Below are 23,921 nucleotides of genomic sequence, written 5' to 3'. Positions count from 1 at the left end.
CTGTTTACTTTTTCATAATTGTGTCATAAAGTTCTATATACGTATTCACGATTTTACTTGATTTAAAATTTTCCTTACTGTGCTCGGTGGCGTTTTCTGCGAATTGATTTAATAAATGCTCATTATTCAACAAATCGATCGCATATTGAGCAGTAGTTTCAATATCACCTAATTCAACAATATAACCGGTCTCATTATGCTTAATTACTTCTGGTATCCCGCCTACATTTGTTCCGATACATGGGACCCCACAGGCCATTGCTTCAAGAAGGACAAGTCCGAAGCTCTCCTTCTCTGATAGCAGCAGCTTTAAGTCTGCAATGGAGAGCAGTTCACTAATATTATTTTGTTTTCCAAGGAAAAGTACATGTTCTTTTAACTCGAGTTTTTCTACAAGTTGCATCATATGTGAATATTCTGGCCCATCTCCAATGAGAAGTAGCTTACTCTTAACTTGTTCTCTAATTGAATTAAATGAATAGATAATATCCTGGACACGTTTTACTTTTCGAAAATTGGAAATGTGTATAAGAACCTTTTCATCAGGTTCAATTCCATACTGCTCCTTAAGTGTAGGAACACTTTTCTTATGGTATTCTTCTTCATTAACAAAATTATAAATAACAGATATATCTTTAGTTAGATCGAGCATTTGGATCGTTTGATTAACTAGACTACCGGAAACTGCTGTTACTGCATCAGATTTTTCAATACCATGTTTAATTATTTTCTTAAATGTATGGTCAATCCCAAGAACAGTAATATCCGTTCCATGAAGTGTCGTGACAATTTTAACATCATGTTGTGCTATATCTTTCGCCAATATGGCACAAATAGCATGTGGCATTGCGTAGTGAACATGAAGAATATCCAATTTTTCTTGATCAATTACTTCTGCCATCTTTGCTGCAAGTGCAAAGTCATATGGTGGATATTGGAAAACAGGATAATGGTTCATTTCTACTTCATGGTAGAATATCTTTGGGTGAATTTTATTAAGCCTAAAAGGTACACTGGATGTGATAAAGTGAATCTCGTTTCCTTCTTCAGCGAGAAGCTTTCCCAACTCTGTAGCGATTACTCCGGAGCCCCCAACGGTTGGATAGCATGTTATTCCTATCTTTCTCAATTGTTACCTTCTTTCTGCTGGCGTTCCTTTAAAATTTCTCTCCATTCTAAGTCTCCGCGTTCTAAACCATGTAGGAAAATTTCGGAGGCAGCGATATTTGTTGCCAGTGGTATTTGATAGACATCACATAATCGCATTAGAGCACTTACATCGGGCTCATGTGGTTGTGCAGTAAGTGGATCCCTGAAAAATATCACCATATCCATTTTATTATTGGCAATCATAGCCCCTATTTGCTGATCGCCACCAAGTGGTCCAGATTGAAATTTGTGGATATTTAGTCCTGTTGCTTTTGAAATTAACTTTCCTGTTGTTCCAGTCGCAAACAGCTGGTGACTATTTAGTATATGGGAGTATGCAATACTGAAATTTATCATGTCATCCTTCTTTTTATCATGTGCAATAAGAGCAATATTCATATAAACCTTCCTTTTTCACTCACTAATCGAACTTCTATGCCTAGCAACATTTATAGAATATTTTCAAGTCCGTATGTAAGTTCATCCATTTCCATTACTTTGTATACAGATAATTTAATGCCTTCCATAAAGGATTCACGATTTAATGAATCATGCTTGATGGACAGTGTTTGCCCAGAGCTGCCAAATAAAACCTCCTGATGAGCTACTAATCCGGGGAGGCGTACACTGTGAATTCGCATTCCATCCAGCTCAGCACCACGGGCCCCTCGTATTGTTTCTGTTTCATCTGGGTGACCTTGTTTTTTAGCTTCCCTCGTATTCCTGATTAACTCTGCTGTTTTTTTAGCTGTCCCAGATGGAGCATCTAATTTTCTGTCATGATGTTTTTCAATAATCTCAACATCGGAAAAGTATTTCGCTGCCATTTCTGAAAACTTCATCATTAATACAGCTCCTACTGCAAAATTAGGAGCTATGATACAACCCGTTTTTTTCGTTTGAGCTAACTGTGAAAGTTCAACGATCTGCTCATCTGTAAATCCAGTAGTGCCAACAACTGGTCTAATATTATTTTCCATGGCTGTTTTTGTATGATAATATCCTACCTCAGGTATCGTAAGATCAATAAAAACATCTGCATTCACCTGCTGGAAGCATTCTTCAATTTCCTTGAAAATAGGAACGTCTTTATTAGGTAATCCCTGGATGTCTGTTAACTGTTCTCCATCATGCTTTCTGTCAATGCATGCAACCAATTTAAAGTCAGGTTCATTTAAAACCATATTTACTGCTTCTGAACCCATTCTTCCTCTAGGTCCAGCTAAGATAATGTTTATTGCCATGGTCTCCATCTCCTTCATAGAATGTTCAAAAAGTAATCTCTTTTTTAATCTATACGATATTGTTAATCTTTATGGGTCCAGCGATCTTTGTCCCTTGTTTCGATTTTATTAATTGCAATCTGAAACGATTCTGAGAGATCGATATCAAGTGAATTGGCAAAACAGGTTAAAACAAAGATGATATCCCCCAATTCCGCTTCTATCGTATTTTCTTTTTCAGACGCCTTTTTAGGTTTTTCACCATGATAATGATTTACTTCCCTGGCCAACTCTCCAACTTCCTCCGTTAATCTTGCCATTAATGCTAATGGCGAAAAGTAGCCTTCCTTATATTGAGAAATATAGTTGTCCACTCTCTGTTGAATTTCCTTTGTATCGTAGATTGGTGTGTCGATGGTAATTCACCTCTTCTTCACTTTACTCCTTTCATGTTAGCGAAAGTGAACTATTTTGACAAATTTTTGATACATATAAATTTTAATTTGTTCTTATGAAACGAATTGTCTATACTAAGAAAGACTTTGCTTTGGAATAAAGGGTATAGATTAATGTTAGGAGGGACTTTGAAATGAGGTTTGGAATAAAAACAAAAAACACCTTATTTATCTTGCTCGGATCAGCAATTTTTTCTTTTGGTATCGTCCATTTTAATATGCAAAACAATTTAGGAGAAGGCGGTTTTACCGGTATTACATTATTGCTCTACTTTCTTTGGGGTTGGGATCCGGCGATTACAAATATTTTATTGAACATACCAGTGTTCCTTGTAGGTTGGAAATTCCTGGGGAGAAGCACATTTCTTTATACGATCATTGGAACGGTTGCTGTTTCTGTATTTTTAAGTATATTTCAGACCTATCAATTTTCCATTCAATTGCAAAATGATATGACTTTGGTTGCACTTTTTGCCGGAGTGTTTATCGGTGTTGGTTTGGGGATTATTTTCCGCTATGGAGGTACAACTGGTGGTGTTGATATTATAGCAAGGCTTGTTAATAAATATGTAGGCTGGAGTATGGGACGGACCATGTTTTTGTTTGATTTAATTGTTATTGCCACATCTGTTTTTGTTATTCTCGATTTGGTACAAGGTATGTATACATTAGTTGCTGTCTATGTAGCTGCAAGGGTGATTGATTTTCTTCAGGAAGGTGCTTATTCTGCAAAAGGGGCAACGATCATATCCAGTAAGAGTGATGAAATAGCTGAGAAAATACTCGCTTCCATGGATCGTGGAGTAACTGTACTTGATGGAAGAGGAAGTTTTTCAGGAGAAAAAAGAGATGTCCTTTATTGTGTTGTTGCAAGAAATGAAATTGTTCGGCTGAAGGGTATTATCAATGGAATTGATCCCCATGCATTTGTAGCCGTAACGACTGCACATGATGTAATGGGTGAAGGATTTACATTGGACGAGAATAAGAATCCGATACGTGACTAAATGAACATTTGAATAGTGAATGAATCAAAAATAAAGGGACAACAAGTTTACTTGTTGTCCCTTTTAATTATTAATCTCTCTGTGAAAGGTAAATTAATACGAATCTTAACAATTCAGCAACAGCTACCAAAGCAGCTGCTACATATGTTAGTGCCGCAGCATTAAGAACTTTTTTCGTTTCACGTTCTTCATTATTGTTTATCACGCCAGCTGAAACCAATTGAGTCATTGCACGGTTAGATGCATCAAACTCTACAGGAAGGGTTACTAACTGGAACAGTACAGCTGCCGACATGAAGATGATACCTAACAGGAGCATATTTGTCATGCTGAAGAAAATACCTGCTAAAATAAAGAAGAAAGAAATATTGGAACCAAAGTTAGCAATTGGAACTAAGGCGCTTCTCATTTTTAAAAATGCGTACTCTTGCTCATCTTGAATAGCATGTCCCACTTCATGTGCTGCAACAGCAGAAGAAGCCATGGAACGACCATGAAAAATACCTTCAGAAAGTTTGATTACTTTTTTTCTTGGATCATAATGATCCGATAATGTACCTTTAACTTGTCCAATCTGTACATCATATAAGCCATTTTCATCCAAAATTTTACGGGCAACCTCTGCACCGGTCATTGAGGATGAAGTTGGTTTTTTTGAATATTTTGTATAGGTGCTTTTTACTTTTGATTGTGCCCACATGGGGATTATCATTAATAAAGCAATATAAATAAGGTAACTACCTAAGCCCATTTGCATTCCTCCATTTGAAGTTGGAAATATCTATCTAAGGTCAATTTTAGTCAAATTCCTTGATTTAGTCAACTGATTTGTCCTTCCTTGCTTCCTTTTTTAATTTTACTTCTGCATTATATTTTTTCCAGCTTACGTAAGATAATGTACCAATTATACATCCTCCTACTATTAAAGCAGACCAAATAAGGAGTGTGATATCCACATGTTTTTCTATTGTATTTCCTTTATTGACTGTACTAGCTTCAACCCATAATGTACTGAATTGAATATAGAATAAAATCCCTATGAGCAATGCGGTTGTGATCCGAACAAGTAGTTTCCTTCTGTTAACCATAGAGATCACCTCTCACCTCATAAACTTGTTATTATTCAAGTGTATGATGGAGATACGAACGATATAACAATTACTACTCAATTTTCGTAAGGTTCAAACAGTTAAATTGGTCAAACTTAGAATGTCTCTACTAATCCCCTTGCTAAACTTGGTAAAAATAAGGCCCATATTATCTTAATGTTTATTGCTTTTTAATCATCGCAGAGTTGAGAAAAACTATGAACTAGGATAAGTAACTTCGGCGACCGCTTTGGGAAATACACTGCGCGCATCCTAAGGCGGCTGGTGAGCCCCTTCATGCTAACGCATTTCAGTGCCTCACCTATGCCTCTCTTCCCGTAGGAGTCTCCGTGTATTTCCCAAAGCTAGTTAGAAGGTTGCTGACAATTACTTCACTTGCGAAAAGCTAAAATAGCATCATACTATCATACAGCTTCACCAGTCCGGGTGAGCGGCGGGCGGTGACTCCTGCGGGAACAGCACGTGTCCGAAGACCCGAAGAGCGGTTTTCTCTTCGGGGCTGAGGCCGTGCCCGCGGAAAGCATCCGCCCAGAGCGATCTCGGCCGGCAGCAACAGCGCATATTTTTAAAAACGACCAACAGTTACTTCACATTTTATACAAAATCCGATGATAAAAAGCAACAAATTTATCGAAAAGGACCTTGGAATCTCGCTGTATCAAGACAGATTAGTGCTAACATGTTCATCCAAAATCAACTTAAGCAGTGTATCACGAGCCCTCCTATTCTATCAAGGCTTATTTGTCCATTTCATTCTGTAAAAGTTGAGTTACTTACAATTCCTTTTTGTGTATCGTTAACCAATAAGCGATAACTATAGACAGAATACTAAGCCAGAATGTAAAGTAACCAATCTCATTCATATATTGATTTAAAGAAGAGTAAGTAGGCATCATTCCAAATAAATAGTCAATAACATCATTATGAAGTGTCCAAATTGCAGCAATGACAATATGTCTTAATTTAATTTTATAAAATGGTGCATATAGAAGGCCCTGGATTGCCATTCCAGCGTGAGATGCCATAAGCATATAACCTTGCCAGCCTAAGGAACCCTCAACAATTAACGTTAGAAAATTCATGACAACAGCCCACGTTCCGTATTTAAACAACGTTATAATCGCGAGTGCTTCAATATAAGGAACATTTCTTCCGAACAGGAAGAACAATAAAAAGAAGGTGAAAAACAAACTGGCTGTTGGACTATCTGGAACAAAAATTAGAAATAAATCGGGTGTATTGGCGAGTTGGCTTTTATACCAATAATAACCGTATAACGTTCCGAAGAAATTGATGAGAAATAGCAAAAGAATAAACTTTTTGTCCTGCAGTATGTATTTAATCATTGTTTTATCCTTTCCGTGGTTACTAATTAAAAAACACCTTCACCAATTTAATATGGCAAAGGTGTTTTATGATACTATCAGTTATTCTGCTGATTCATTTACGGTAACGATAAAGTCTGCTAATTGCTCCAATTCTTCATCCGTTCCCTGAAATTGATCAGCTGGCATCGAGCCAATACCTTCTACTGCGATTGTAGCAATCTCTTCCGCAGATAAATCACTACCTACCAATGCAGGTCCTGCTCCGCCTTCCAATTCAGCCCCGTGACACGCCACACAACTGTTTTCATAAGAAGCATAACCAGGATGCTCAGTATCGATCGTAACTTCAGATGCAGGAATTGGTTTATTTGCTTCAGCTCGGCTTTCCCAATCCACATGGGACGCGGAAGTATAAGTTAACCATACAACTGAAACTAAGCCTAATAACATCATTCCTACTGCAACCGGACGTTGATGTGGTCTACGTCCTGGTCCATTATCCAAAAATGGTGCAAGTAAAAGTGCACCAAATGCTAGTCCTGGTAGCACGAGCATGCCAAGTAGAATAAAGTCTCCACTTGCAAATTCATATTTCAATAGCTCATACAGGAATAAGAAGTACCAATCTGGCAGTGGTATATATGCTGCATCTGTTGGATCTGCCATCCCCTCCAATGGTGATGGATGTGCTAATGTCAAACATAAAAATCCAACTAAAAATACTGATCCAGCCAACCATTCTTTTAATAAAAAGTTGGGCCAAAAAGCTTCTGTTCTTCCAGGATACTCAGAATAATCTTTCGGTATATTTGGTTTCCTTTCAGCGGAGATTCTTGAATCCCCGACAAATTTCATACCTTTACCCTTATGCATCACTTGCCCTCCTTCTTATAGTGGTCCGGAAATACCTTGTCTACGTATTAAAATAAAATGTGCTGCTAATAAACCAAATAGTGCTGCAGGCAAGAAGAATACATGGATCGCAAAGAATCTTGTCAATGTTTGGGCACCAACAATCGTTGCGTCTCCCGCCAATAATACTTTCAGCTGTGTACCGATAAACGGTACCTGTTCTGCCATTTCAAGTCCAACTTGTGTTGCGAAATATGCTTTATTATCCCAAGGCAATAAATAACCAGTAAAACCTAAGCCAAGCATGACAAAGAAGATCAATACACCGACCATCCAGTTAAGTTCACGTGGTTTCTTGTAAGCACCTTGGAAAAACACACGAAGAGTATGTAATAATAGCATTACAATGACAACACTGGCGCCCCAATGGTGCATACCTCTTACAATTTGCCCATGAGCAACTTCCGTTTGTAAGTAATACACGGATTTCCATGCGTTTTCAATGTCAGGAACATAATACATCGTAAGGAACATTCCAGAAAGAATCTGAATGACTACAACGAAAAATGTCAGCCCTCCGAAACAATAAACAAATGCAGAAAAATGGTGGGCAGGGTTAACATGTTCCGGAACTTCATGATCTGCGATATCTCGCCATATTGGCGTAATATCTATACGATCATCAATCCAATCATAAATCTTCTGTAACATAAGTCATTACGCCTCCCCTTGTGGTATTGCATTGCCTAGGAATAACATGCCATCCCTGACTTCCTGTTCATAAACATCCAGTGGAGCTAGCGGTGGTGTACCTGGAACGTTGGTACCATCCTTGTAGTAGCGTCCATCGTGGCATGGACAGAAGTATTCGTCCGGATGCTGTTCACTGCCTTCCCATGAAACAATACAACCTAAGTGTTTACAAACCGGGGAAAAGGCTACAATTTCGTCATTTTCATTTTTATAAACCCATGCAGAGCGATTTACTTCAGATTCATACCAGCCATCTACTTGGTCAACGCTCCAATCGATTCGCTGAGGATCTGATGTAATATCATCAACAGATAAGCCTACATTTGCCAAGTCACCTGCTGAGGATTCTTTTAATACGGGATCAACCGCCATTCTTATTGGAGAAATAAGTAGTCCGGCTGCCATAAAGCCACCTACCCCAGTAAGCGTATAGTTAAGAAACTGTCTACGGGATACTTGCTGTTTTTCATCACTCATGATTTTCCCCCCTCTTTACAATATTCACGGACATATAAGTTTACTTCAGATTACTAGGACAATACCATGATAGCGCAATCTATTTATTCGGTCAATATAAAACAATATTCACAATCAAATGACTTACTTTTTTTGAGTAATTATGACAATTTACTACCAAAAAGATCGTATCAAATCCACAGTCTGACTAACTTGATCACGTATTATACGTTGCATTTCTTTGGAATTTATCTCTCCTGATTGTACAGCCGGCATCCACAATAAATTTTCAGTTAAAGCTTTTTCCTGCTTTTTCCACGTAGAATCAAAAGTTATGTATATAATATGAGAAAATGGCTGTTCTTTCATATCTGCTGCCCAGTTATTAAGACGCTGAACTTCTGTCGTCTTGTCGGCAGATTTTAAATAATGGTAGTTAGGTACAAGCATTGTCCGGCCTGTGAGCTCTTTTTCAATACCATTTGCTAGGCTCGCTATAACTTCAGCTTGAGAGGAATATTTATCTGCCTCTTCATCGTTTGAAAGCTGTATTGGAACTAATGGTAAGAGAATCGTATCTATGTATTCTTTAGCTTGTACATATTGTTGTAAATCCGTTTTCCTCCATCTCATTATTGATTTCTCCTTTCTGTTTATTTTAGTCTTCCCTTTATATTGTAACACTTAAAATCTTATCTTATAAGGAAAAAAAAAAATCAACCTATTCCTCCTTGGAGTCAGGTTGATGGGAAAAGGTTGCTTTTAATTTCTTAAATTCCTCAGATAGCTGCTGGAATTTCTCAACATTCATTTCGTCCAGTGCACGATCAATTTCATCCATGAGTTTATTTTTCTTATATTCATATAATGAATGGCTAAGTAACTGATTGGTCAAATCCTTATCATCATTGGTTATATAATAATCTACAGGAATAAAAGGGTTCTCTTCCAATACAGATGCGTAATAGGAATGTTGATTGGATTTTTTGAAATTTAACTGTAAGTATAAGGGTTCATTTTGGTTTAGGCGAATTTCATGAAATGATTTCTCAGCATCTGTCGTAACAAGGTGGTTCTTGTAAAATCGGAAAGGTACTTCTTCTGAACAGTGACTGGTCATCATGATTCCTCTAGGACAATATTTTACATCTCTGACAAAGTGCACGTTATCAAGAAGGTCATTGTGATTAACTAGATAATTAAGAATCCACACACTCTCACGTTTCTTCAGCCGGTAATGATTAAGGAACCATTGAATGAAACTTTTTTTATCCTGGGCAGTAACAGGAGTTATCATCATTTTCCCCCTTTAGATTTACAATATACGTTTAATCCAATTCAGATGTTTGTTTTAATCTGTTCAGATACGCTTCAGCATCCTCATCAAGTGGTTGAAGCGAAACATAGGATTCAAAGATGGGTATAGCGTCTTTAATCCTACCCTCCTCAGTTAGAAAGTACCCGTACTCTTTAAGAAAGTCACTATCTTGATTTAAACTATTATATGCTTCACGATAGCATTTTAATGCATCCTCAAACAATTCAATTTCGTTAAATGCACGTGCAAGTTCCCAATCATATAAGGGATCATCTGCGCCAGTATTTTTTATTTCTCCAACTAGCTCTGTTATCTCTTCATAGTTATCATTCTGTTTGAAAAGTTCAATTAAAAACAGCACGGCTTCTTTATAATCGGGGTCAAGCGCAATAGACTCGCGAACGAAATTTTCACTTTCTTCATTCTGGCCCAGCTGATGGGCAATAGATCCGGCTATAAAGTATAGTTCTTTATTGTACGCATCTCTTTCAATGCCCTTTTTTGCTGTTTTAAAGGCTTCTTCAATCATTCCTTCACCTTCATAAGCCTTAGCAAGTTGGTAATACACCGTGTGATAATCATCATCAACTTCTAGAACATGCTCCCAGGCCTTGATTGCAATATCATTCCTTTCTGCTTGAAATGCTGTTACACCATGTTTAAACAGCTTATCTGCATTTTCATTCCCATCTTCCTTAAAGTAACTTAATGCTTTTTCATATTCACCAGCTGCTGCAAACGATTCACCAAGTCTGTCATCGATTGAAATATGAGCTACTTCATTTTGTTTGGTTTTCACCCTTTCGTAATAATTGATTGCCTTAAGGTATTCCCCTATCGAGAAGTATAGTTCTCCTAGTGCAAAATCGATAATAATTTCGCTAGGAGCCAACTGTTTGGCGTTCAATAATTTCTGTTCAGATACTTCGAATAGCCCTTGTGCCTGATATAAATCTGCCAGTTGAATCAATGCTTGTATATAAGCAGGGTCACCTTCATCTATCTCATTAAGCAGTGTTATTGCGGGTTCATCTTCTTCCATTTCTATAAAAATATCGGCAAGTGAAATTTTTATATCATTTTCATCAGGATATTGATGAAGTAATTCCTCCAATAGTTGTCGTGCCTCTTGTAAAAAACCCCATTGTAGGTACAGTTCTGCAATCGTATATTTTTCATCATCAGTTGCTTTTTGTAAATAATTACTCAGCATCTTAATTGCTTTTTCGGTTTGATTATTCTCTACTAATTGTACCGCTTCCATAATGGTGTCCATGACGAACATCCTCTCTGCATACCATACTTAAATTATACCATCTTTTATCATACCGAAAATAGTTTATAGGTTCAAACTTGTGAATTAAAAAGAATCTGCAATTGGCAGATTCTTTTCTTTGTTCATGTTTAGTATAGTGATTTCAAATCTTTAAAGAAGTCAGGATACGAGATTGAAATACAGGAAATGTCATCAATAATTACTTCATCCTTTGTTATCAATGAAGCTATCGCACCCATCATGGCGATACGATGATCATCATAGGAGGCTACTTTTCCACCGTTCAATGGTGTTTTTCCTTTTATAATCATCCCATCTTCGGTAGGTGTAATGGAAGCTCCTAATGTCGTCAAAACATCTGTAACAGCATCGATCCTATCTGTTTCTTTCACTCGGAGTTCTTCGGCGTCTTTAATAACCGTAGTCCCTTCTGCTTGTGTTGCCAATAATGCTATGATGGGAATTTCATCAATAAGTCTTGGAATGATATTTCCCTCAATGGTTATCCCTTTTAGAGTACCAAAAGAGATTTGTATATCGCCAATGACTTCCCCGCCAATCGTATTTTCATTATCAATAATCAAATCGGCACCCATGCTCTGAAGTACTTCAATAACACCGGTCCGACTTTTGTTTAAGCCAACATTTTTCAGTTTAAGTCTGCTGCCAGGAACAATCGCTCCAGCAACGAGAAAGAAAGCGGCTGAAGAGATATCCCCCGGTACATATACGTCTGTCGCAGTTAGTTCATTTCTTCCGCTAATCGAAGTAGTGTGTCCGTCGGTTATAATGTCTGCTCCAAAAGCTTTGAGCATATTTTCTGTGTGATCTCTGGTAGGGATTTTCTCCGTTACAGATGTTCTTCCTTTTGCCAAAAGACCTGCTAATAGGATTGCAGACTTAACTTGAGCACTCTTCACCGGAAGGGTGTAATCAATGCTATTTAGTTTACTTCCACGTATCGATAAAGGAAGCAAATTCCCATTATTTCTTCCATCAATGTTTGCGCCCATTTGGCGTAACGGGTTTACAACTCGATCCATTGGGCGTTTTGACAATGAGGCATCGCCGTATGCAGTCGTAAAAAATGGCAATCCTGCCAGTATGCCAAGCATCAGCCTGGTTGTTGTACCCGAGTTCCCCAAATTAAGTGGCTGTGAGGGTTCCATTAAATTTTTAAAACCTTTACTTTCTATAGTCAGGTTTGTTCCATCTACTTGGATGGTGACACCCATTTCACGAAAGACGTTTACGGTTCTAAAACAGTCTTCTCCATCGAGGAAATTAGCAACTTTCGTAATTCCACGAGCTAGAGAACCGAATATAACCGAACGGTGTGAAACAGATTTGTCTCCAGGAATAATAATTTCTCCTGATAAATTAGTATTAAGAGGTTTCAGTATTTTTTCGCTCACAGATTTTCTTCCTTCCCAAGTCATTTTTGGATCATTGTCTCATAACCATTATTTTCCAGGAATCTGGAACTGTATAATTGTGCGTCCTTTGTGTAAAAGCTTAATCTCAAAACACCTGTAATATCTTCACGAACTTCAAGTATTTCGATATTTTTTATACTAATATTTTCATTTGCAAGTAATTGAACAACAGTGGCAAGTGCACCAGTTTGATCACGGATATCCACATATAAATCGTAAAAAGATGGAATAGCCCCTTTTTCTGATTCGGCAAGACCGTCACGATATAGCTTGGCCTTATCAAGGTAAGTAATCATCTTTTCCTTGTCGTCTTTATCCAGAAGCATTTTTAGTTCTTTCATTTCTTGAATCCAATCTTCAAGCAATACGGACATTTTGCTGCTATTATGGGAAAAAATATCTTGCCACATTTTCGGATTGCTAGAGGCGATTCTTGTTATATCTCTGAATCCACCTGCAGCAAGTTTAGGCAAAAATTCATGCATCTTTTCCCATTTCTTGGCCTGATGCACTAAGGAAGATGCTATTAAATGAGGAAAATGAGAAACTACTCCTGTCATTTCATCATGCTCATCTGGATTCAGTATAACAAATTTACTTTTTGCACTACTTAAAATGGTCTGTAATTTCTTTAACTCATTTTCACTGTCTTCCTGTGTAGGTGAAAGTACATAAATAGCATTTTCGAATAAATGCGATTTTGCTGCTTGAATCCCTTTTTTATGAGAGCCAGCCATTGGGTGACCCCCAATAAACGTAACTTTTTCATTGGTTAAAAGTTTAGCTGCCGCCATAATTGGGCTTTTTACGGAAGCGGTATCTGAAATAATGACTTCTTTTTTAAAAGCGATTGTGTTTATTTCTCTCATTAATGAGATTGTTTCAGAAATTGGAGCTGCCAGTATAATAAAATCTGCCAGTAATGCAGACTGCGTAAAGTTATGACTCGTTTCATGGACAATTCCATTTAAAAGAGCAAATTTCAGTGAATCTTCATTTAGATCGTATCCGATAATGTGATTTTCATCTGATGCTGCCATACTTTTAGCAAGAGATCCTCCAATTAGACCTAAGCCGGCAACTAATATGTTTTTCTTATTCATCATTGCACCTTCGTTAGTCCTTTATGAAAATTTAATAGCAATTGCTGAAGTTCCTTCATCTCATCTTCTTTGCCAATGGTCACTCGTATCGTATTAGGGACCCCAAGTAATTCTCCAGGTCTTATAATAAAACCGTTTTCTATGAGGTATTGAAATACTTCCATACCACTTACAGGAGTTTCGATAAGCAAAAAGTTTGTTTCTGAATCATAATACTTCCATCTGATATCATCCAAAAACTTTTCAAAAGAAGTTCTAACCGTTTTGTTTAAAGCATATGTACTTTCAATAAATGTCTGATCTTCAAGTGCGGTAATCGCTGCTTTTTGAGCAATTGATGTTGTATTAAACGGTCCTCTAACTTTATCAAGGGTAGTTATAATATCGCTATTCGCAATCCCATAACCGATTCGAAGTCCAGCTAATCCGTATGCTTTTGAAAATGTGCGCATTGTAATTAGGTTGTCATAACGATCAATATAGGACAACGCGTGAACATTTGCATCTTTATCCATGTATTCATAATAAGCTTCATCAAAAGCTACCATTACATCTGTCGGACACTTACTCATAAAAATCTCAAAGTCTTCTTTGGAGATAACTGTGCCTGTCGGGTTATTCGGTGAACATAGAAATACAATCTTAGTAGTTTCATCAATTGCTTTCAATATCCCGTCTAAATCATGATAACCAAAATTATCTGTTGGTATTTCTTTTACGGAAGCTCCTTCGATAAGTGCATAATGTTTGTATTGCGGAAATGTTGGTGTTGCCATAACTACACTGGAACCAGGAAGCAGGAAAGAACGGCAAAGTAATTGAATAATTTCCTCGGACCCACTGCCGAATACGATTTGATCTTGATCAATGTTCCATCTATTTGTTAAGGCTAATCGCAACTCACTCGTATAACCATCTGGATAAATATTAAATTCAGGCAAATTGTTCGATAGTTTATTCTTTACTTGTTCTGAATAACCATTTGGATTCTCGTTTGAAGCCAATTTGACGATATGTGTCAATCCAAACTCTTCCTGTATTTCCTTCGTTTGTTTCCCCTGTTTGTATGGGCTAAGTTGGTTTAAAACCGGTTTCCCTTCCATTATTAGCTACTCTCCTTTCTTTTTTATTAGATCTGGACGTAATTTTACCGCTTCATTATGAAAAACATGTTGAATATTTAGTTGTGATTCATCTGTATTAACTACCATCATCACCCGGATACATTTTGGGAGGCTTCCCGGTACCTCTATTTCAGCCATACACATAACTGGTACAAAAGTCCATCCTTCCAATTCTCGTAGTCCCTTGGCAGGAAATCCTGCATTAAGATCCTTCGTAACGGAAATAAATACGTGAGAAATATCGCTTGGTTTTATATGATTCTTTTTCACCATATCTTCGATGAGGATTTTTGTATTTTCAATCATTTGTTTTTCTTCATTTTCAGATACAGTTGTTGCTCCTCGTATTCCTCTTGTCATTTTCAAACCATCCTTACTATAAATGAGTTTAAATATTTTTCTATATCATCATCTTTTAGTTCTTCTACAACAGGAAAGGCAAGTTCCTTTAAAAGAACCATTTGTATTTTACTCTTTACCGATTTTTTATCGGATTTCATTTTATTTATTAAGCGATCTGTTTGGTAGTCTATGTCACTAAGAGGGTAGCGATTATTTTTTAACCATAGAGCTAGTTCCTCAAAAGGCTGTTCTACAGCAAATACCTGTTCACTAACATGCAGTGAAAAAAGTAAGCCAATTGCCACTGCTTCTCCGTGGGTTAACTTACCATAGCCCAAATCGGATTCGAGAGCATGTCCCAATGTATGACCTAAATTTAAGTGCTTGCGAATACCGGATTCTTTTTCATCCACTTCCACAATATGAGCTTTTATTTTAATTCCTCGCTGCAGATGATCCTGTAATTCGCTGTTGGAAAGATTATAAATATCGGTTTCAAGCAGTGTGTGGTAAAAATCAGTATCCGCAATTAGTGCCTCTTTTATTAACTCGGCATATCCAGATCGCACTTCCCTTTCATTTAGAGATTTCAACGTCTCCACATCATAAACGACGGCCTGTGGTGGATAGAAATTACCAATCAGATTTTTACCCAGTTCATGGTTGATCGCCACTTTTCCTCCCACACTGCTATCGTGAGCAAGTATGGTTGTTGGCATTTGTATATAATCTATTCCGCGCATATAGGTGGCTGCAGCAAAACCTGCCAGATCCCCGACTACTCCGCCACCAAGTGCAATAATTAGCGACTCACGGTCTAAAGCGTAATTAATGGCATCTGTTTGCAATTGGTAAAATGTTTGCATATTTTTAGATTGTTCACCAGCAGGAACAACCGATTGGAAAATGGGTTTATCGGAAAAATTTTTCAGGATATCATCCAAATACAAAGCTGCTACATTTTCATCAGAAACAATAAGAATGGAAGAGTAATCTTTCTTTAAATAGTCTTCCAGTTGAAATCGTATCGATTCTCCAACAGTTATATGATACGAATTTGTATTTGATTGAACGAAAATATCTTTCACTAAAAACACCTGATTTCTTCACGGTAGTCATCAATTGCCTTCTTAAGCTGCTTAAATTGATCACTTGGAAATTGCTCCATGATTGCTTTTGCAATTTCAAAAGCTACAACATGTTCCATGACTACGGATGCTGCAGGCACTGCACAGGCGTCGGAACGTTCAACAGTTGCTTTAAAAGGTTCCTTTGTTTCAATATCAACACTTTGAAGTGGCTTTTTCATTAATGTTGGGATAGGTTTCATTACTCCTTTTACAACGATAGGCATACCAGATGTCATACCGCCTTCAAGACCACCAAGTCTATTGGAAGTTCTGTAATATCCTTTTTCTTTATCCCAAGCAATCTCGTCATGAACCTGACTGCCATTTAATTCTGCAGCTTTGAAGCCTATACCGAATTCTACACCTTTAAATGCATTAATACTCATCACACTTCCAGCTATTCGGCTGTCCAGTTTACGGTCGTAATGTACATAGGAACCGACACCAGCGGGCAATCCTTCGACATAAACTTCACAAACTCCACCAATCGAATCGCCATCACTTTTGGCTTTATCGATTGCGTCCATCATTTCCTGTTCCACGTTTTGATCCAATACCATGACAGGCGATTCCTGTGATATTTTAATCCGTTCCTTTATGCTTAATGTTTCTTTCTCTTCTGCACGAATACCAGCTATTTCTTTAACATATCCGCAAACCTCTATATCGAGTTGTTTTAAGAGCGTTTTGGCAACTGCTCCTGCTGCTACTCTTGCTGCTGTTTCTCTTGCAGATGATCTTTCCAAGATATTTCTCATATCACGATGGCCATATTTTAGAGCACCATTCAAATCTGCATGACCAGGACGTGGTTTAGTTACTACACGCCTCATTTTGGAATCGTCATCCATCGGATCTTCTCCCATAATATCTGTCCAATGTTTAAAATCATCATTATGTATAACGAGAGAAATTGGAGAGCCTAATGTATATCCATGTCTGATACCACTTGTGATTTCAACAAGATCCTTTTCAATTTGCATCCTTTTTCCTCGACCGTATCCTCCTTGTCTTCTTATAAGAGACTCATTTATGTCTTCTTTTAATAAAGGCATTTGAGAAGGTAGTCCCTCTATAATTGTAGTAAGTTGTTTACCATGAGATTCCCCTGATGTTAAGTAGCGCAATGTACATTCTCCTTTACCGTAATTATTATAATATGGATAAGTATAAAGTTTTCTAATTACTATATCATATCTGCTTTTAATTATGTTGTATATATTTGAAAAAATATTTTTGGTAAATGCAAGCAAAGAACACTTATATCTTTTGATAGAAAAATGTTTCTGCAAGGTTAAACTCGTATTTATTCGGATTAAATATCTGTTCTGTACTTCCAACAAACAAAATACCATCCGATTTAAGCGCACCACTGAAATTACGATAGATTTCTTCTTTTGCTTGGTCCGTAAAATAGATTAAAACATTCCGGCAAATAATCAAATCCATATTTTTAGGATAGGAATCTGCAAGAAGATTATGTTTCTTAAATGTTATGTTTTTCCGTATTGATTCATCTATCTTATAGAGACTACCTGTTTTTTCAAAGTATTTCTTCTTGAGCGTTTCTGGTAATTCCTTTAAAGCTTGCTCTGTATATATCCCTTGTTTAGCTTTGGACAGAACAGTATCATCGATATCAGTTGCCATTAATTGAATCGTTGCTGTTGAAAAATGTTCCTTTATCATCAAAGCTAAACTGTATGGTTCTTCCCCTGTCGAACAGGCAGCACTCCAAATGGATATTCGATTATTTTTCTTTAATAACTTGGGAATGATTCTGTCTTTTAAAACGTCCCATCTTTTTGGATTCCTATAGAATTCGGATACATTAATCGTCAACCTATCGGTGAATTCATTCAGCATCTCTTTATCTTTGCCCAATGCTTCAAAGTAAGAAACAAAGCTTGGATAACCTCGTTTATTCCTTAACGTTGTTATCCTTCGCTTCATTTGGGTCTCTTTATATAAAGAAAGATCAATCCCCAGTTTTCGCTTAACATATTGTATAAATTCTATGTAATCATCTTTCACTATGCAGCGCCTCTTCCATTCATACGTAATTGTTAAAAAACCTCCGTTATTATAAACGGAGGTTGAATTTAAATTAATAGATCCATTCACTATCCTGTTTTGTATAGGATATGATTTCTTTTTCATCAAAGAATAATGAGATTTCTCTTTCAGCGCTTTCTGGAGAATCTGAACCATGAATAATGTTTTTGCCAACAGATACACCGAAGTCCCCACGGATAGTACTTGGTGAAGCTTCCAGAGGATTTGTTTTACCCATCATCGTACGCGCTGTCGAAATAACATTTTCCCCTTCCCAAACCATTGCAAACACTGGTCCGGAAGTAATGAAATCTACTAACTCTCCAAAGAATGGTCTTTCTTTATGTTCGCCATAATGTTGCTCGGCAAGATCATTTGGAATTACCATTAATTTGGCACCTGCAAGTTTAAAACCTTTTGCTTCAAAGCGATTAACAATTTCTCCAACTAAATTTCGTTGAACCCCGTCTGGTTTGACCATTAAAAACGACTTCTCCATTTTTTCCACCCCATCAATATGTATTAAAATACCAATCTTTAAAATTCTATCAAATTTTTGCAAAAATAACAATCTTATTAGGAACGTCTTTTTCCGATATATTTTGCTATATCCTGCAACGTCTGCTTTGCTCTTGAATGTGGTAAAGGGTCAAGGGACCTCAATGCCTTATCCAGATACAAATCACTAACCTTGTAAGACATGTTAATTGCATCGGTACTTTTAAGCTTTGATAGAATCATCTTCATGGTGTTTTCATCGATATCTGTATGATCTGGATGAATGAAGGTCTCTTCTATCATTTGTTTAAATTCCTTGTTCTCCATCGCATAGAGCACCGGCAGTGTAATATTTCCTTGCAGCAAATCATTTCCAGCAGGTTTCCCAAGTTCCTTTGCAGATGAAGTGAAATCCAGAATATCGTCTATAATTTGGTAAGACATTCCGATATTATATCCGTATTGATATAGTCTATCCGTATCTCTTTCATCCAGACCACTTACAATAGCTCCTAGTTTACAACTGCTGGCAATCAGGAGAGCAGTTTTCCGCTTAATCCTTCTCAAATAATCCCGTAATGTTTGATCCCATACAAATTTGTCTTTGATCTGCTCAATTTCCCCAATAGAGACTTCTACAAGTGTCTTGGATAGTAAGCGGTGAACGTTTGCATCACGAATCGTTGTGGCTTCTTCCAGTGCCCGGGCCAATATGTAGTCACCGGTATACATTGCAACACGATTTCCGTATAAAGATTTTGTGGTCGGTTTACCCCTACGCAGTTCAGCTTCGTCAATTACATCATCATGGACGAGCGTCGCCATATGGATCAATTCAAGAGAAACGGCCACCTTTTTTATATTGTTTATGTCATAATCGCGCAATTGTCCTGCCAACAAAACAAAAACAGGGCGAATACGTTTTCCCCCTGCTTCCAATAATTCCATGGATGCTTTGCGCAATACAGGATGTGTTGCTTGAATACTTTCGTGTAACGCGGATTCAATTATATCTAGATCCTTTTTTAAGAATCCATAGATTTTTGGTAGTCTCATTTATGTCACCTTATTTTACCTTGAAAAATATGAGTCGTGTTTTGATTTACGACTATTATGTGAAATTAATTTTTAAAGCCCATATGCATTGCGGCAACTCCGCCAGTATAGCTTTTTACATCGACGCTGGAAAAACCGGCATCCAAAAACATTTGTTTTAATTCTTTTTTGCCAGGGAAGTCTTTTGCAGATTCCTGAAGCCACGAATATTCTTTATAGCTTTTCGCGAATAACCTGCCAAGAACGGGCATGATAAACCGAAAATAAAGATAATAAGCTTGTCTGAAACCGATTAGTGTAGGTTGCGATGTTTCGAGACAAACGACTTTACCACCTGGTTTAACAACTCTGTGCATTTCTTTTAATACCGTCATATAATCTGGTACATTTCTCAACCCAAATCCAATGGTAACATAATCAAAGGAATCGTCTTCGAAGGGAAGTTCCATTGCATTCCCATGGATCAGTTCAAGCTGATCTAGTTTGAGTTCCTCTTTTTTCTTTTCTGCAACGGAGAGCATATTCTTGCTGAAGTCAAGTCCAGTTACCGAGCCTTCTATGCCAACAACACTAGCAAGTGCAACAGACCAATCACCAGTACCACAGCATACATCAAGTGCACGAGAGCCTTGTTCTACACTCATGCGTTTCATGATGTCTTTTCTCCATGCCTTGTGTCGCTGAAAAGAAATAATGGAATTCAGTGTGTCGTATTTTGGATATATTTTCTCAAAAACGTTGTGTACACGCTCTTCTTTCGTTTCTTCCTGCATAATTTAACCTTCTTCCGCAGTTGGAGAATCATGATGTTTCGTTTCATTGATTCGGCTTAGTAAGTGATTCTTAATGAATAAGTATTGATCAGGGAGATTCGAAGTCTGATCAGCAATTTTTAATCTATTCTTATGAATGATTCCATTAATTTTATTAGTAAAAGAAAAATGATTGCTGTATTGATCAATTGCCTGCCATGCCTCATATAAAGGGAATTGGCCACTTATGTGAGCTTCTCTAATCTCACGAGACATTCTCTCTGTGAATAGCCAATCCGCAATCACTTGATCGAGTGAGCTACCATAAAGAAATTGAGCAACTTGCAAAATAACTGCAGAGTCGATCTTCTTCGTTAATTCAATAAAATCATCGAATGATTCTACTTCTTTATAGTATAGCTTTATCTTATATTCATTAATTTTCTTAATCGCGCTTGCTAGTGTATGTATAAAATCAAAATCTTCTATTTCAGATAATAGTAAGTAATATAAACCACTGTAATAATCACCAGCAAGAACTCTAAGTTGTTTTGTGAGTTTTTCTTCGTTTGTTTCGTTGCTGTCATTTTGTACGGGTACGAGTTCATGTGTATCCAGGGCAACTTGTACCATCATTGCCGTGATAATATATTGATCTTTTTGTGTTGGACTTAGCGATAACCTATTATTTACTAAAGAAATTAATATGCTCAGCTTTTCATCATCAATTACGGGCTTTTGTATGTATTTTTCCAGATATTCGTGTTGCAGTTTATCTTCAAGAAGTTCCCTTAAATTCTGGATTTCTATGATAGAAGTGTTCAAAGATATCACCTGGGCCCTTTCATCCTTTCGCGTGCTCTAGTTATTATAGCATATTTCATCTGTGATAAAAATGATTGAATGCAAACAGATGAAAGGGTAATAATTTGTTTGTTTATTTAATCGTTCACCAATTCGCCATGACTGGTTTGAATGAATGCTTTTCCTCTAACTTTAACCGCTGAAGTGTGTTCGGTAAATTGGGCAATCATTACTTCTCCCTTGTCCAGTTTTTCGGAATGGTGAAATTTGGTGTCATTACCTCGAGTCAAACCAATAACATTTACACCATCCTCCATCGCTTTAATAACAAAGAAATCAGTATTAACAGTTGAATCACTCATGTAAATTACCTACCCTTTTTATAACTAATATGTCCTAATAACGTTTTAAAGTCAATCAATTCACCTTATTTATGGCATAGAAAAAGGGCACGCATATGTACGTACCCTTTAGGCGCCCTTATGTAAATTATTTTACACTATCTTTAAGGGCTTTTCCTGGTTTAAAAGCAGGAACTTTACTTGCTGGAATTTCGATTTCTTCACCAGTTTGTGGATTACGACCTTTACGTGCTGAACGCTCACGTACTTCGAAGTTACCAAAACCGATCAACTGTACTTTTTCACCATCTTTAAGTGAATCCATGACAGATTCGAATACTGCATCTACAGCTTTTGTTGCGTCCTTTTTAGAAAGCTCGCTCTTCTCAGCTACTGCATTCACTAAGTCTGTTTTGTTCATGACATTCACCTCCTCCCAAAGTGTTTAATTCGACATGGGAACAAATAAATCATCGAAGTGAAAATTTGTTCACTTGTTTTGTCTGTTTTAAACGCAAATGTCATCCGCTTCAAGTGATGACAAGGCTTATATTAACTGAGTTTCCAATAAAATTCAACAATAAGTATTGATTTAATCAATATTTATTTGCTGAAAAGCCCAGAATGCCTTCATAAACACAGAATAAATACCAAATCCTGGTAATGTGAATCAAACCGCCAGTAGTAAAGTCTAAAGTCGGTTTATTACACATATACGTCATAATTCCCATATTTCTAGCTGTTGAAACAGTTATTTTTGAAAAACAAAAAAGCAGCTTATAAAAAGCTGCTATAATATGATCGCTATTAGTCCCCCGGAACCCTCGTTGATAATTCTCTCGAGTGTATCCCTGAGTTTATATCTTGCGTTTTCAGGCATTAAGGATATTTTTGCCTGAATTCCCTCTCTAACGATAGAACTTAAAGATCTGCCAAAGATATCAGATTCCCAGATTGACAATGGATCTTCTTCAAAATCTTGCATTAGATAACGAACAAGTTCTTCACTTTGTTTTTCTGTCCCAATAATTGGAGCAAACTCAGATTCTACTTCTACTCTTATCATATGAATGGATGGCGCTACCGCTTTCAAACGAACACCAAATCTGGACCCTTGGCGAATGATTTCGGGTTCATCCAGTTGCATATCTTCCAATGTTGGAGCTGCAATACCATAGCCGGTCTGCTTCACCATTTGCAATGCACCGGAAACTTGATCATATTCCCTTTTAGCAAATGCAAAATCCTGCATTAACTCCAGTAAGTGGTCCTTGCCGCGTATTTCTTCACCAACAATTTCTTTCAAAATTTGGTCGTATAAGTAATCAGGTGCATGCAAATCAATTTCTGCTACACCATCTCCCATTTCCATGCCAGCGAGGTTTGCTTTATCAATATATTCATATTCGGTAAAGTTACCAACGATTTGGTCAACATCTCTCAGTCTTTTTATGTCTTTGACAGTTGTTTGAATTGCTTCTTGATAGTTTTCTCTTAGCCAATGATTTTCTTTTAGCACCATTACCCAACTTGGAAGATTTACATTAACTTCAAGAACAGGAAATTCATAAAGCGCTTCTCTTAGAACATTATACACATCATGTTCAGTCATTGATTCAATGCTCATTGAAAGGACTGGAATATCGTATTTTTCGGTTAAATCCTGACGCAATAACTCGGTTTCCTGACTCGTTGGCTTCGTTGAGTTAATAACAATGATAAATGGTTTGCCTACTTCTTTGAGTTCTTCAACAACTCTCATTTCTGCATCTTCGTAATCGTTACGTGGTATTTCTCCTATACTGCCGTCTGTTGTAACGACAACTCCAATAGTAGAATGCTCCTGAATTACTTTTCTAGTACCGATCTCAGCAGCATCATGAAAAGGTATTGGATCTTCATACCACGGCGTATTTATCATCCGTGGCCCATTTTCGTCTTCGAAACCTTTAGCACCCTCAACAGCATATCCTACACAGTCAACAAGTCTGACATTTACATCTAAACCTTCATCCACAGTAAGTTTCACAGCCTGGTTCGGGATAAACTTTGGTTCTGTTGTCATTATCGTTCTTCCAGCTGCACTTTGAGGCAATTCATCATGGGCTCTAGCTCTTTCACTTTCGTCTTCAATGTTAGGCAATACAACGAGTTCCATGAATTTCTTAATAAACGTCGATTTTCCTGTACGGACTGCACCAACTATTCCTAGATAAATATCTCCATTCGTCCGTTTCGAAATATCTTTAAAGATATCGATTTTTTCCAAAAGATCCCCTCCCGATCTCCGTACTTTAATATGGACCACCCGCAATTTATTGACATTATGAGTCTATGATGTTGTCCTATTAAAA

At 37.2% G+C, this 23,921-nt stretch carries 28 protein-coding genes; 1 reads left to right on the top strand and 27 read right to left on the bottom strand.

Annotation, left to right across the window (positions count from 1 at the left end):
- Nucleotides 1–4: 4 nt before the first annotated feature.
- The 4 genes from bshA to ACFOUV_RS03915 form a co-directional block, all read right to left on the bottom strand.
- Nucleotides 5–1,129, bottom strand: coding sequence for an N-acetyl-alpha-D-glucosaminyl L-malate synthase BshA (gene bshA, locus ACFOUV_RS03930; RefSeq protein ID WP_379495450.1), 1,125 nt, complete (start codon nucleotides 1,127–1,129; stop codon nucleotides 5–7).
- Nucleotides 1,126–1,548 (bottom strand): methylglyoxal synthase, encoded by a 423-nt coding sequence (mgsA, locus tag ACFOUV_RS03925; RefSeq protein WP_379495449.1) that lies wholly within the window; start codon nucleotides 1,546–1,548, stop codon nucleotides 1,126–1,128. The genes bshA and mgsA overlap by 4 nt, the downstream gene beginning before the upstream one ends.
- 50 nt (nucleotides 1,549–1,598) lie before the next feature.
- The gene (gene dapB, locus ACFOUV_RS03920) at nucleotides 1,599–2,393 is read right to left on the bottom strand and encodes a 4-hydroxy-tetrahydrodipicolinate reductase (RefSeq protein ID WP_379495448.1); all 795 of its coding nucleotides are present in this window, start codon (nucleotides 2,391–2,393) and stop codon (nucleotides 1,599–1,601) included.
- A gap of 62 nt (nucleotides 2,394–2,455) precedes the next feature.
- Nucleotides 2,456–2,746: a nucleotide pyrophosphohydrolase gene (locus tag ACFOUV_RS03915; RefSeq protein WP_379495447.1), complete on the bottom strand. Its 291-nt coding sequence runs from the start codon at nucleotides 2,744–2,746 to the stop codon at nucleotides 2,456–2,458.
- Nucleotides 2,747–2,961: 215 nt separating this feature from the next.
- Between ACFOUV_RS03915 and ACFOUV_RS03910 the strand changes: the two genes are divergently transcribed.
- The gene (locus tag ACFOUV_RS03910) at nucleotides 2,962–3,834 is read left to right on the top strand and encodes a YitT family protein (RefSeq protein WP_379495446.1); all 873 of its coding nucleotides are present in this window, start codon (nucleotides 2,962–2,964) and stop codon (nucleotides 3,832–3,834) included.
- 70 nt (nucleotides 3,835–3,904) lie between these two features.
- Here ACFOUV_RS03910 and ACFOUV_RS03905 read toward each other — a convergent pair whose 3' ends face one another.
- The 23 genes from ACFOUV_RS03905 to spoIVA form a co-directional block, all read right to left on the bottom strand.
- Nucleotides 3,905–4,585, bottom strand: coding sequence for a zinc metallopeptidase (locus ACFOUV_RS03905; protein WP_379495445.1), 681 nt, complete (start codon nucleotides 4,583–4,585; stop codon nucleotides 3,905–3,907).
- A 64-nt stretch (nucleotides 4,586–4,649) separates the two neighbouring features.
- Entirely contained in the window at nucleotides 4,650–4,922 is a 273-nt protein-coding gene (locus tag ACFOUV_RS03900; RefSeq protein WP_379495444.1) for a sporulation protein YpjB, read from the bottom strand.
- A 794-nt stretch (nucleotides 4,923–5,716) separates the two neighbouring features.
- Nucleotides 5,717–6,289 carry a DUF1405 domain-containing protein gene (locus ACFOUV_RS03895; RefSeq protein WP_379495443.1) on the bottom strand — a complete coding sequence of 191 codons (573 nt, stop codon included), beginning with the start codon at nucleotides 6,287–6,289 and terminating at the stop codon, nucleotides 5,717–5,719.
- Between the two features lie 81 nt (nucleotides 6,290–6,370).
- Nucleotides 6,371–7,144 (bottom strand): menaquinol-cytochrome c reductase cytochrome b/c subunit, encoded by a 774-nt coding sequence (locus ACFOUV_RS03890; RefSeq protein ID WP_379495442.1) that lies wholly within the window; start codon nucleotides 7,142–7,144, stop codon nucleotides 6,371–6,373.
- 15 nt (nucleotides 7,145–7,159) lie between these two features.
- Nucleotides 7,160–7,834 carry a menaquinol-cytochrome c reductase cytochrome b subunit gene (qcrB, locus tag ACFOUV_RS03885; RefSeq protein ID WP_379495441.1) on the bottom strand — a complete coding sequence of 225 codons (675 nt, stop codon included), beginning with the start codon at nucleotides 7,832–7,834 and terminating at the stop codon, nucleotides 7,160–7,162.
- Between the two features lie 6 nt (nucleotides 7,835–7,840).
- The gene (locus tag ACFOUV_RS03880) at nucleotides 7,841–8,353 is read right to left on the bottom strand and encodes a QcrA and Rieske domain-containing protein (protein ID WP_379495440.1); all 513 of its coding nucleotides are present in this window, start codon (nucleotides 8,351–8,353) and stop codon (nucleotides 7,841–7,843) included.
- 153 nt (nucleotides 8,354–8,506) lie between these two features.
- Nucleotides 8,507–8,965, bottom strand: coding sequence for a YpiF family protein (locus tag ACFOUV_RS03875; RefSeq protein WP_379495439.1), 459 nt, complete (start codon nucleotides 8,963–8,965; stop codon nucleotides 8,507–8,509).
- 88 nt (nucleotides 8,966–9,053) lie between these two features.
- Nucleotides 9,054–9,629 carry a ReoY family proteolytic degradation factor gene (locus tag ACFOUV_RS03870; protein WP_379495753.1) on the bottom strand — a complete coding sequence of 192 codons (576 nt, stop codon included), beginning with the start codon at nucleotides 9,627–9,629 and terminating at the stop codon, nucleotides 9,054–9,056.
- A gap of 31 nt (nucleotides 9,630–9,660) precedes the next feature.
- Nucleotides 9,661–10,926, bottom strand: coding sequence for a tetratricopeptide repeat protein (locus ACFOUV_RS03865; RefSeq protein WP_379495438.1), 1,266 nt, complete (start codon nucleotides 10,924–10,926; stop codon nucleotides 9,661–9,663).
- Nucleotides 10,927–11,054: 128 nt separating this feature from the next.
- On the bottom strand, nucleotides 11,055–12,341 hold the full coding sequence (aroA, locus tag ACFOUV_RS03860) for a 3-phosphoshikimate 1-carboxyvinyltransferase (RefSeq protein ID WP_379495437.1): 1,287 nt from the start codon (nucleotides 12,339–12,341) through the stop codon (nucleotides 11,055–11,057).
- Between the two features lie 20 nt (nucleotides 12,342–12,361).
- A complete protein-coding gene (locus tag ACFOUV_RS03855; protein WP_379495436.1) occupies nucleotides 12,362–13,465 on the bottom strand; it encodes a prephenate dehydrogenase in 1,104 nt (367 codons plus the stop codon).
- Complete coding sequence (hisC, locus tag ACFOUV_RS03850) at nucleotides 13,465–14,568, bottom strand: histidinol-phosphate transaminase (protein WP_379495435.1); 1,104 nt, start codon at nucleotides 14,566–14,568, stop codon at nucleotides 13,465–13,467. Before hisC ends, ACFOUV_RS03855 begins: the two co-directional genes overlap by 1 nt.
- Nucleotides 14,569–14,574: 6 nt before the next feature.
- Nucleotides 14,575–14,949: a chorismate mutase gene (aroH, locus tag ACFOUV_RS03845; RefSeq protein WP_379495434.1), complete on the bottom strand. Its 375-nt coding sequence runs from the start codon at nucleotides 14,947–14,949 to the stop codon at nucleotides 14,575–14,577.
- 2 nt (nucleotides 14,950–14,951) lie between these two features.
- A complete protein-coding gene (aroB, locus tag ACFOUV_RS03840) occupies nucleotides 14,952–16,019 on the bottom strand; it encodes a 3-dehydroquinate synthase (protein WP_379495433.1) in 1,068 nt (355 codons plus the stop codon).
- The gene (gene aroC / locus ACFOUV_RS03835) at nucleotides 16,019–17,188 is read right to left on the bottom strand and encodes a chorismate synthase (RefSeq protein WP_379495432.1); all 1,170 of its coding nucleotides are present in this window, start codon (nucleotides 17,186–17,188) and stop codon (nucleotides 16,019–16,021) included. Before aroC ends, aroB begins: the two co-directional genes overlap by 1 nt.
- A gap of 133 nt (nucleotides 17,189–17,321) precedes the next feature.
- A complete protein-coding gene (locus tag ACFOUV_RS03830; protein WP_379495431.1) occupies nucleotides 17,322–18,095 on the bottom strand; it encodes a CheR family methyltransferase in 774 nt (257 codons plus the stop codon).
- A 73-nt stretch (nucleotides 18,096–18,168) separates the two neighbouring features.
- Complete coding sequence (gene ndk / locus ACFOUV_RS03825; RefSeq protein WP_379495430.1) at nucleotides 18,169–18,615, bottom strand: nucleoside-diphosphate kinase; 447 nt, start codon at nucleotides 18,613–18,615, stop codon at nucleotides 18,169–18,171.
- A gap of 77 nt (nucleotides 18,616–18,692) precedes the next feature.
- A complete protein-coding gene (gene hepT, locus ACFOUV_RS03820; protein WP_379495429.1) occupies nucleotides 18,693–19,670 on the bottom strand; it encodes a heptaprenyl diphosphate synthase component II in 978 nt (325 codons plus the stop codon).
- Nucleotides 19,671–19,735: 65 nt separating this feature from the next.
- Nucleotides 19,736–20,443 carry a demethylmenaquinone methyltransferase gene (menG, locus tag ACFOUV_RS03815; protein WP_379495428.1) on the bottom strand — a complete coding sequence of 236 codons (708 nt, stop codon included), beginning with the start codon at nucleotides 20,441–20,443 and terminating at the stop codon, nucleotides 19,736–19,738.
- A 3-nt stretch (nucleotides 20,444–20,446) separates the two neighbouring features.
- Nucleotides 20,447–21,247, bottom strand: a complete 801-nt coding sequence (locus tag ACFOUV_RS03810) for a heptaprenyl diphosphate synthase component 1 (protein WP_379495427.1) — start codon at nucleotides 21,245–21,247, stop codon at nucleotides 20,447–20,449.
- A 116-nt stretch (nucleotides 21,248–21,363) separates the two neighbouring features.
- Complete coding sequence (mtrB, locus tag ACFOUV_RS03805; RefSeq protein WP_379495426.1) at nucleotides 21,364–21,588, bottom strand: trp RNA-binding attenuation protein MtrB; 225 nt, start codon at nucleotides 21,586–21,588, stop codon at nucleotides 21,364–21,366.
- A gap of 127 nt (nucleotides 21,589–21,715) precedes the next feature.
- Nucleotides 21,716–21,988, bottom strand: coding sequence for an HU family DNA-binding protein (locus tag ACFOUV_RS03800; RefSeq protein ID WP_235794597.1), 273 nt, complete (start codon nucleotides 21,986–21,988; stop codon nucleotides 21,716–21,718).
- Between the two features lie 369 nt (nucleotides 21,989–22,357).
- Nucleotides 22,358–23,836, bottom strand: a complete 1,479-nt coding sequence (gene spoIVA, locus ACFOUV_RS03795) for a stage IV sporulation protein A (protein ID WP_379495425.1) — start codon at nucleotides 23,834–23,836, stop codon at nucleotides 22,358–22,360.
- Between the last annotated feature and the right edge of the window lie 85 nt (nucleotides 23,837–23,921).

Origin of the sequence: Oceanobacillus longus, from assembly GCF_042650085.1 — a bacterium.
In the GTDB taxonomy this organism is placed as follows: domain Bacteria; phylum Bacillota; class Bacilli; order Bacillales; family Amphibacillaceae; genus Oceanobacillus; species Oceanobacillus longus.
This window is presented reverse-complemented; position numbering and strand designations above follow the sequence as displayed.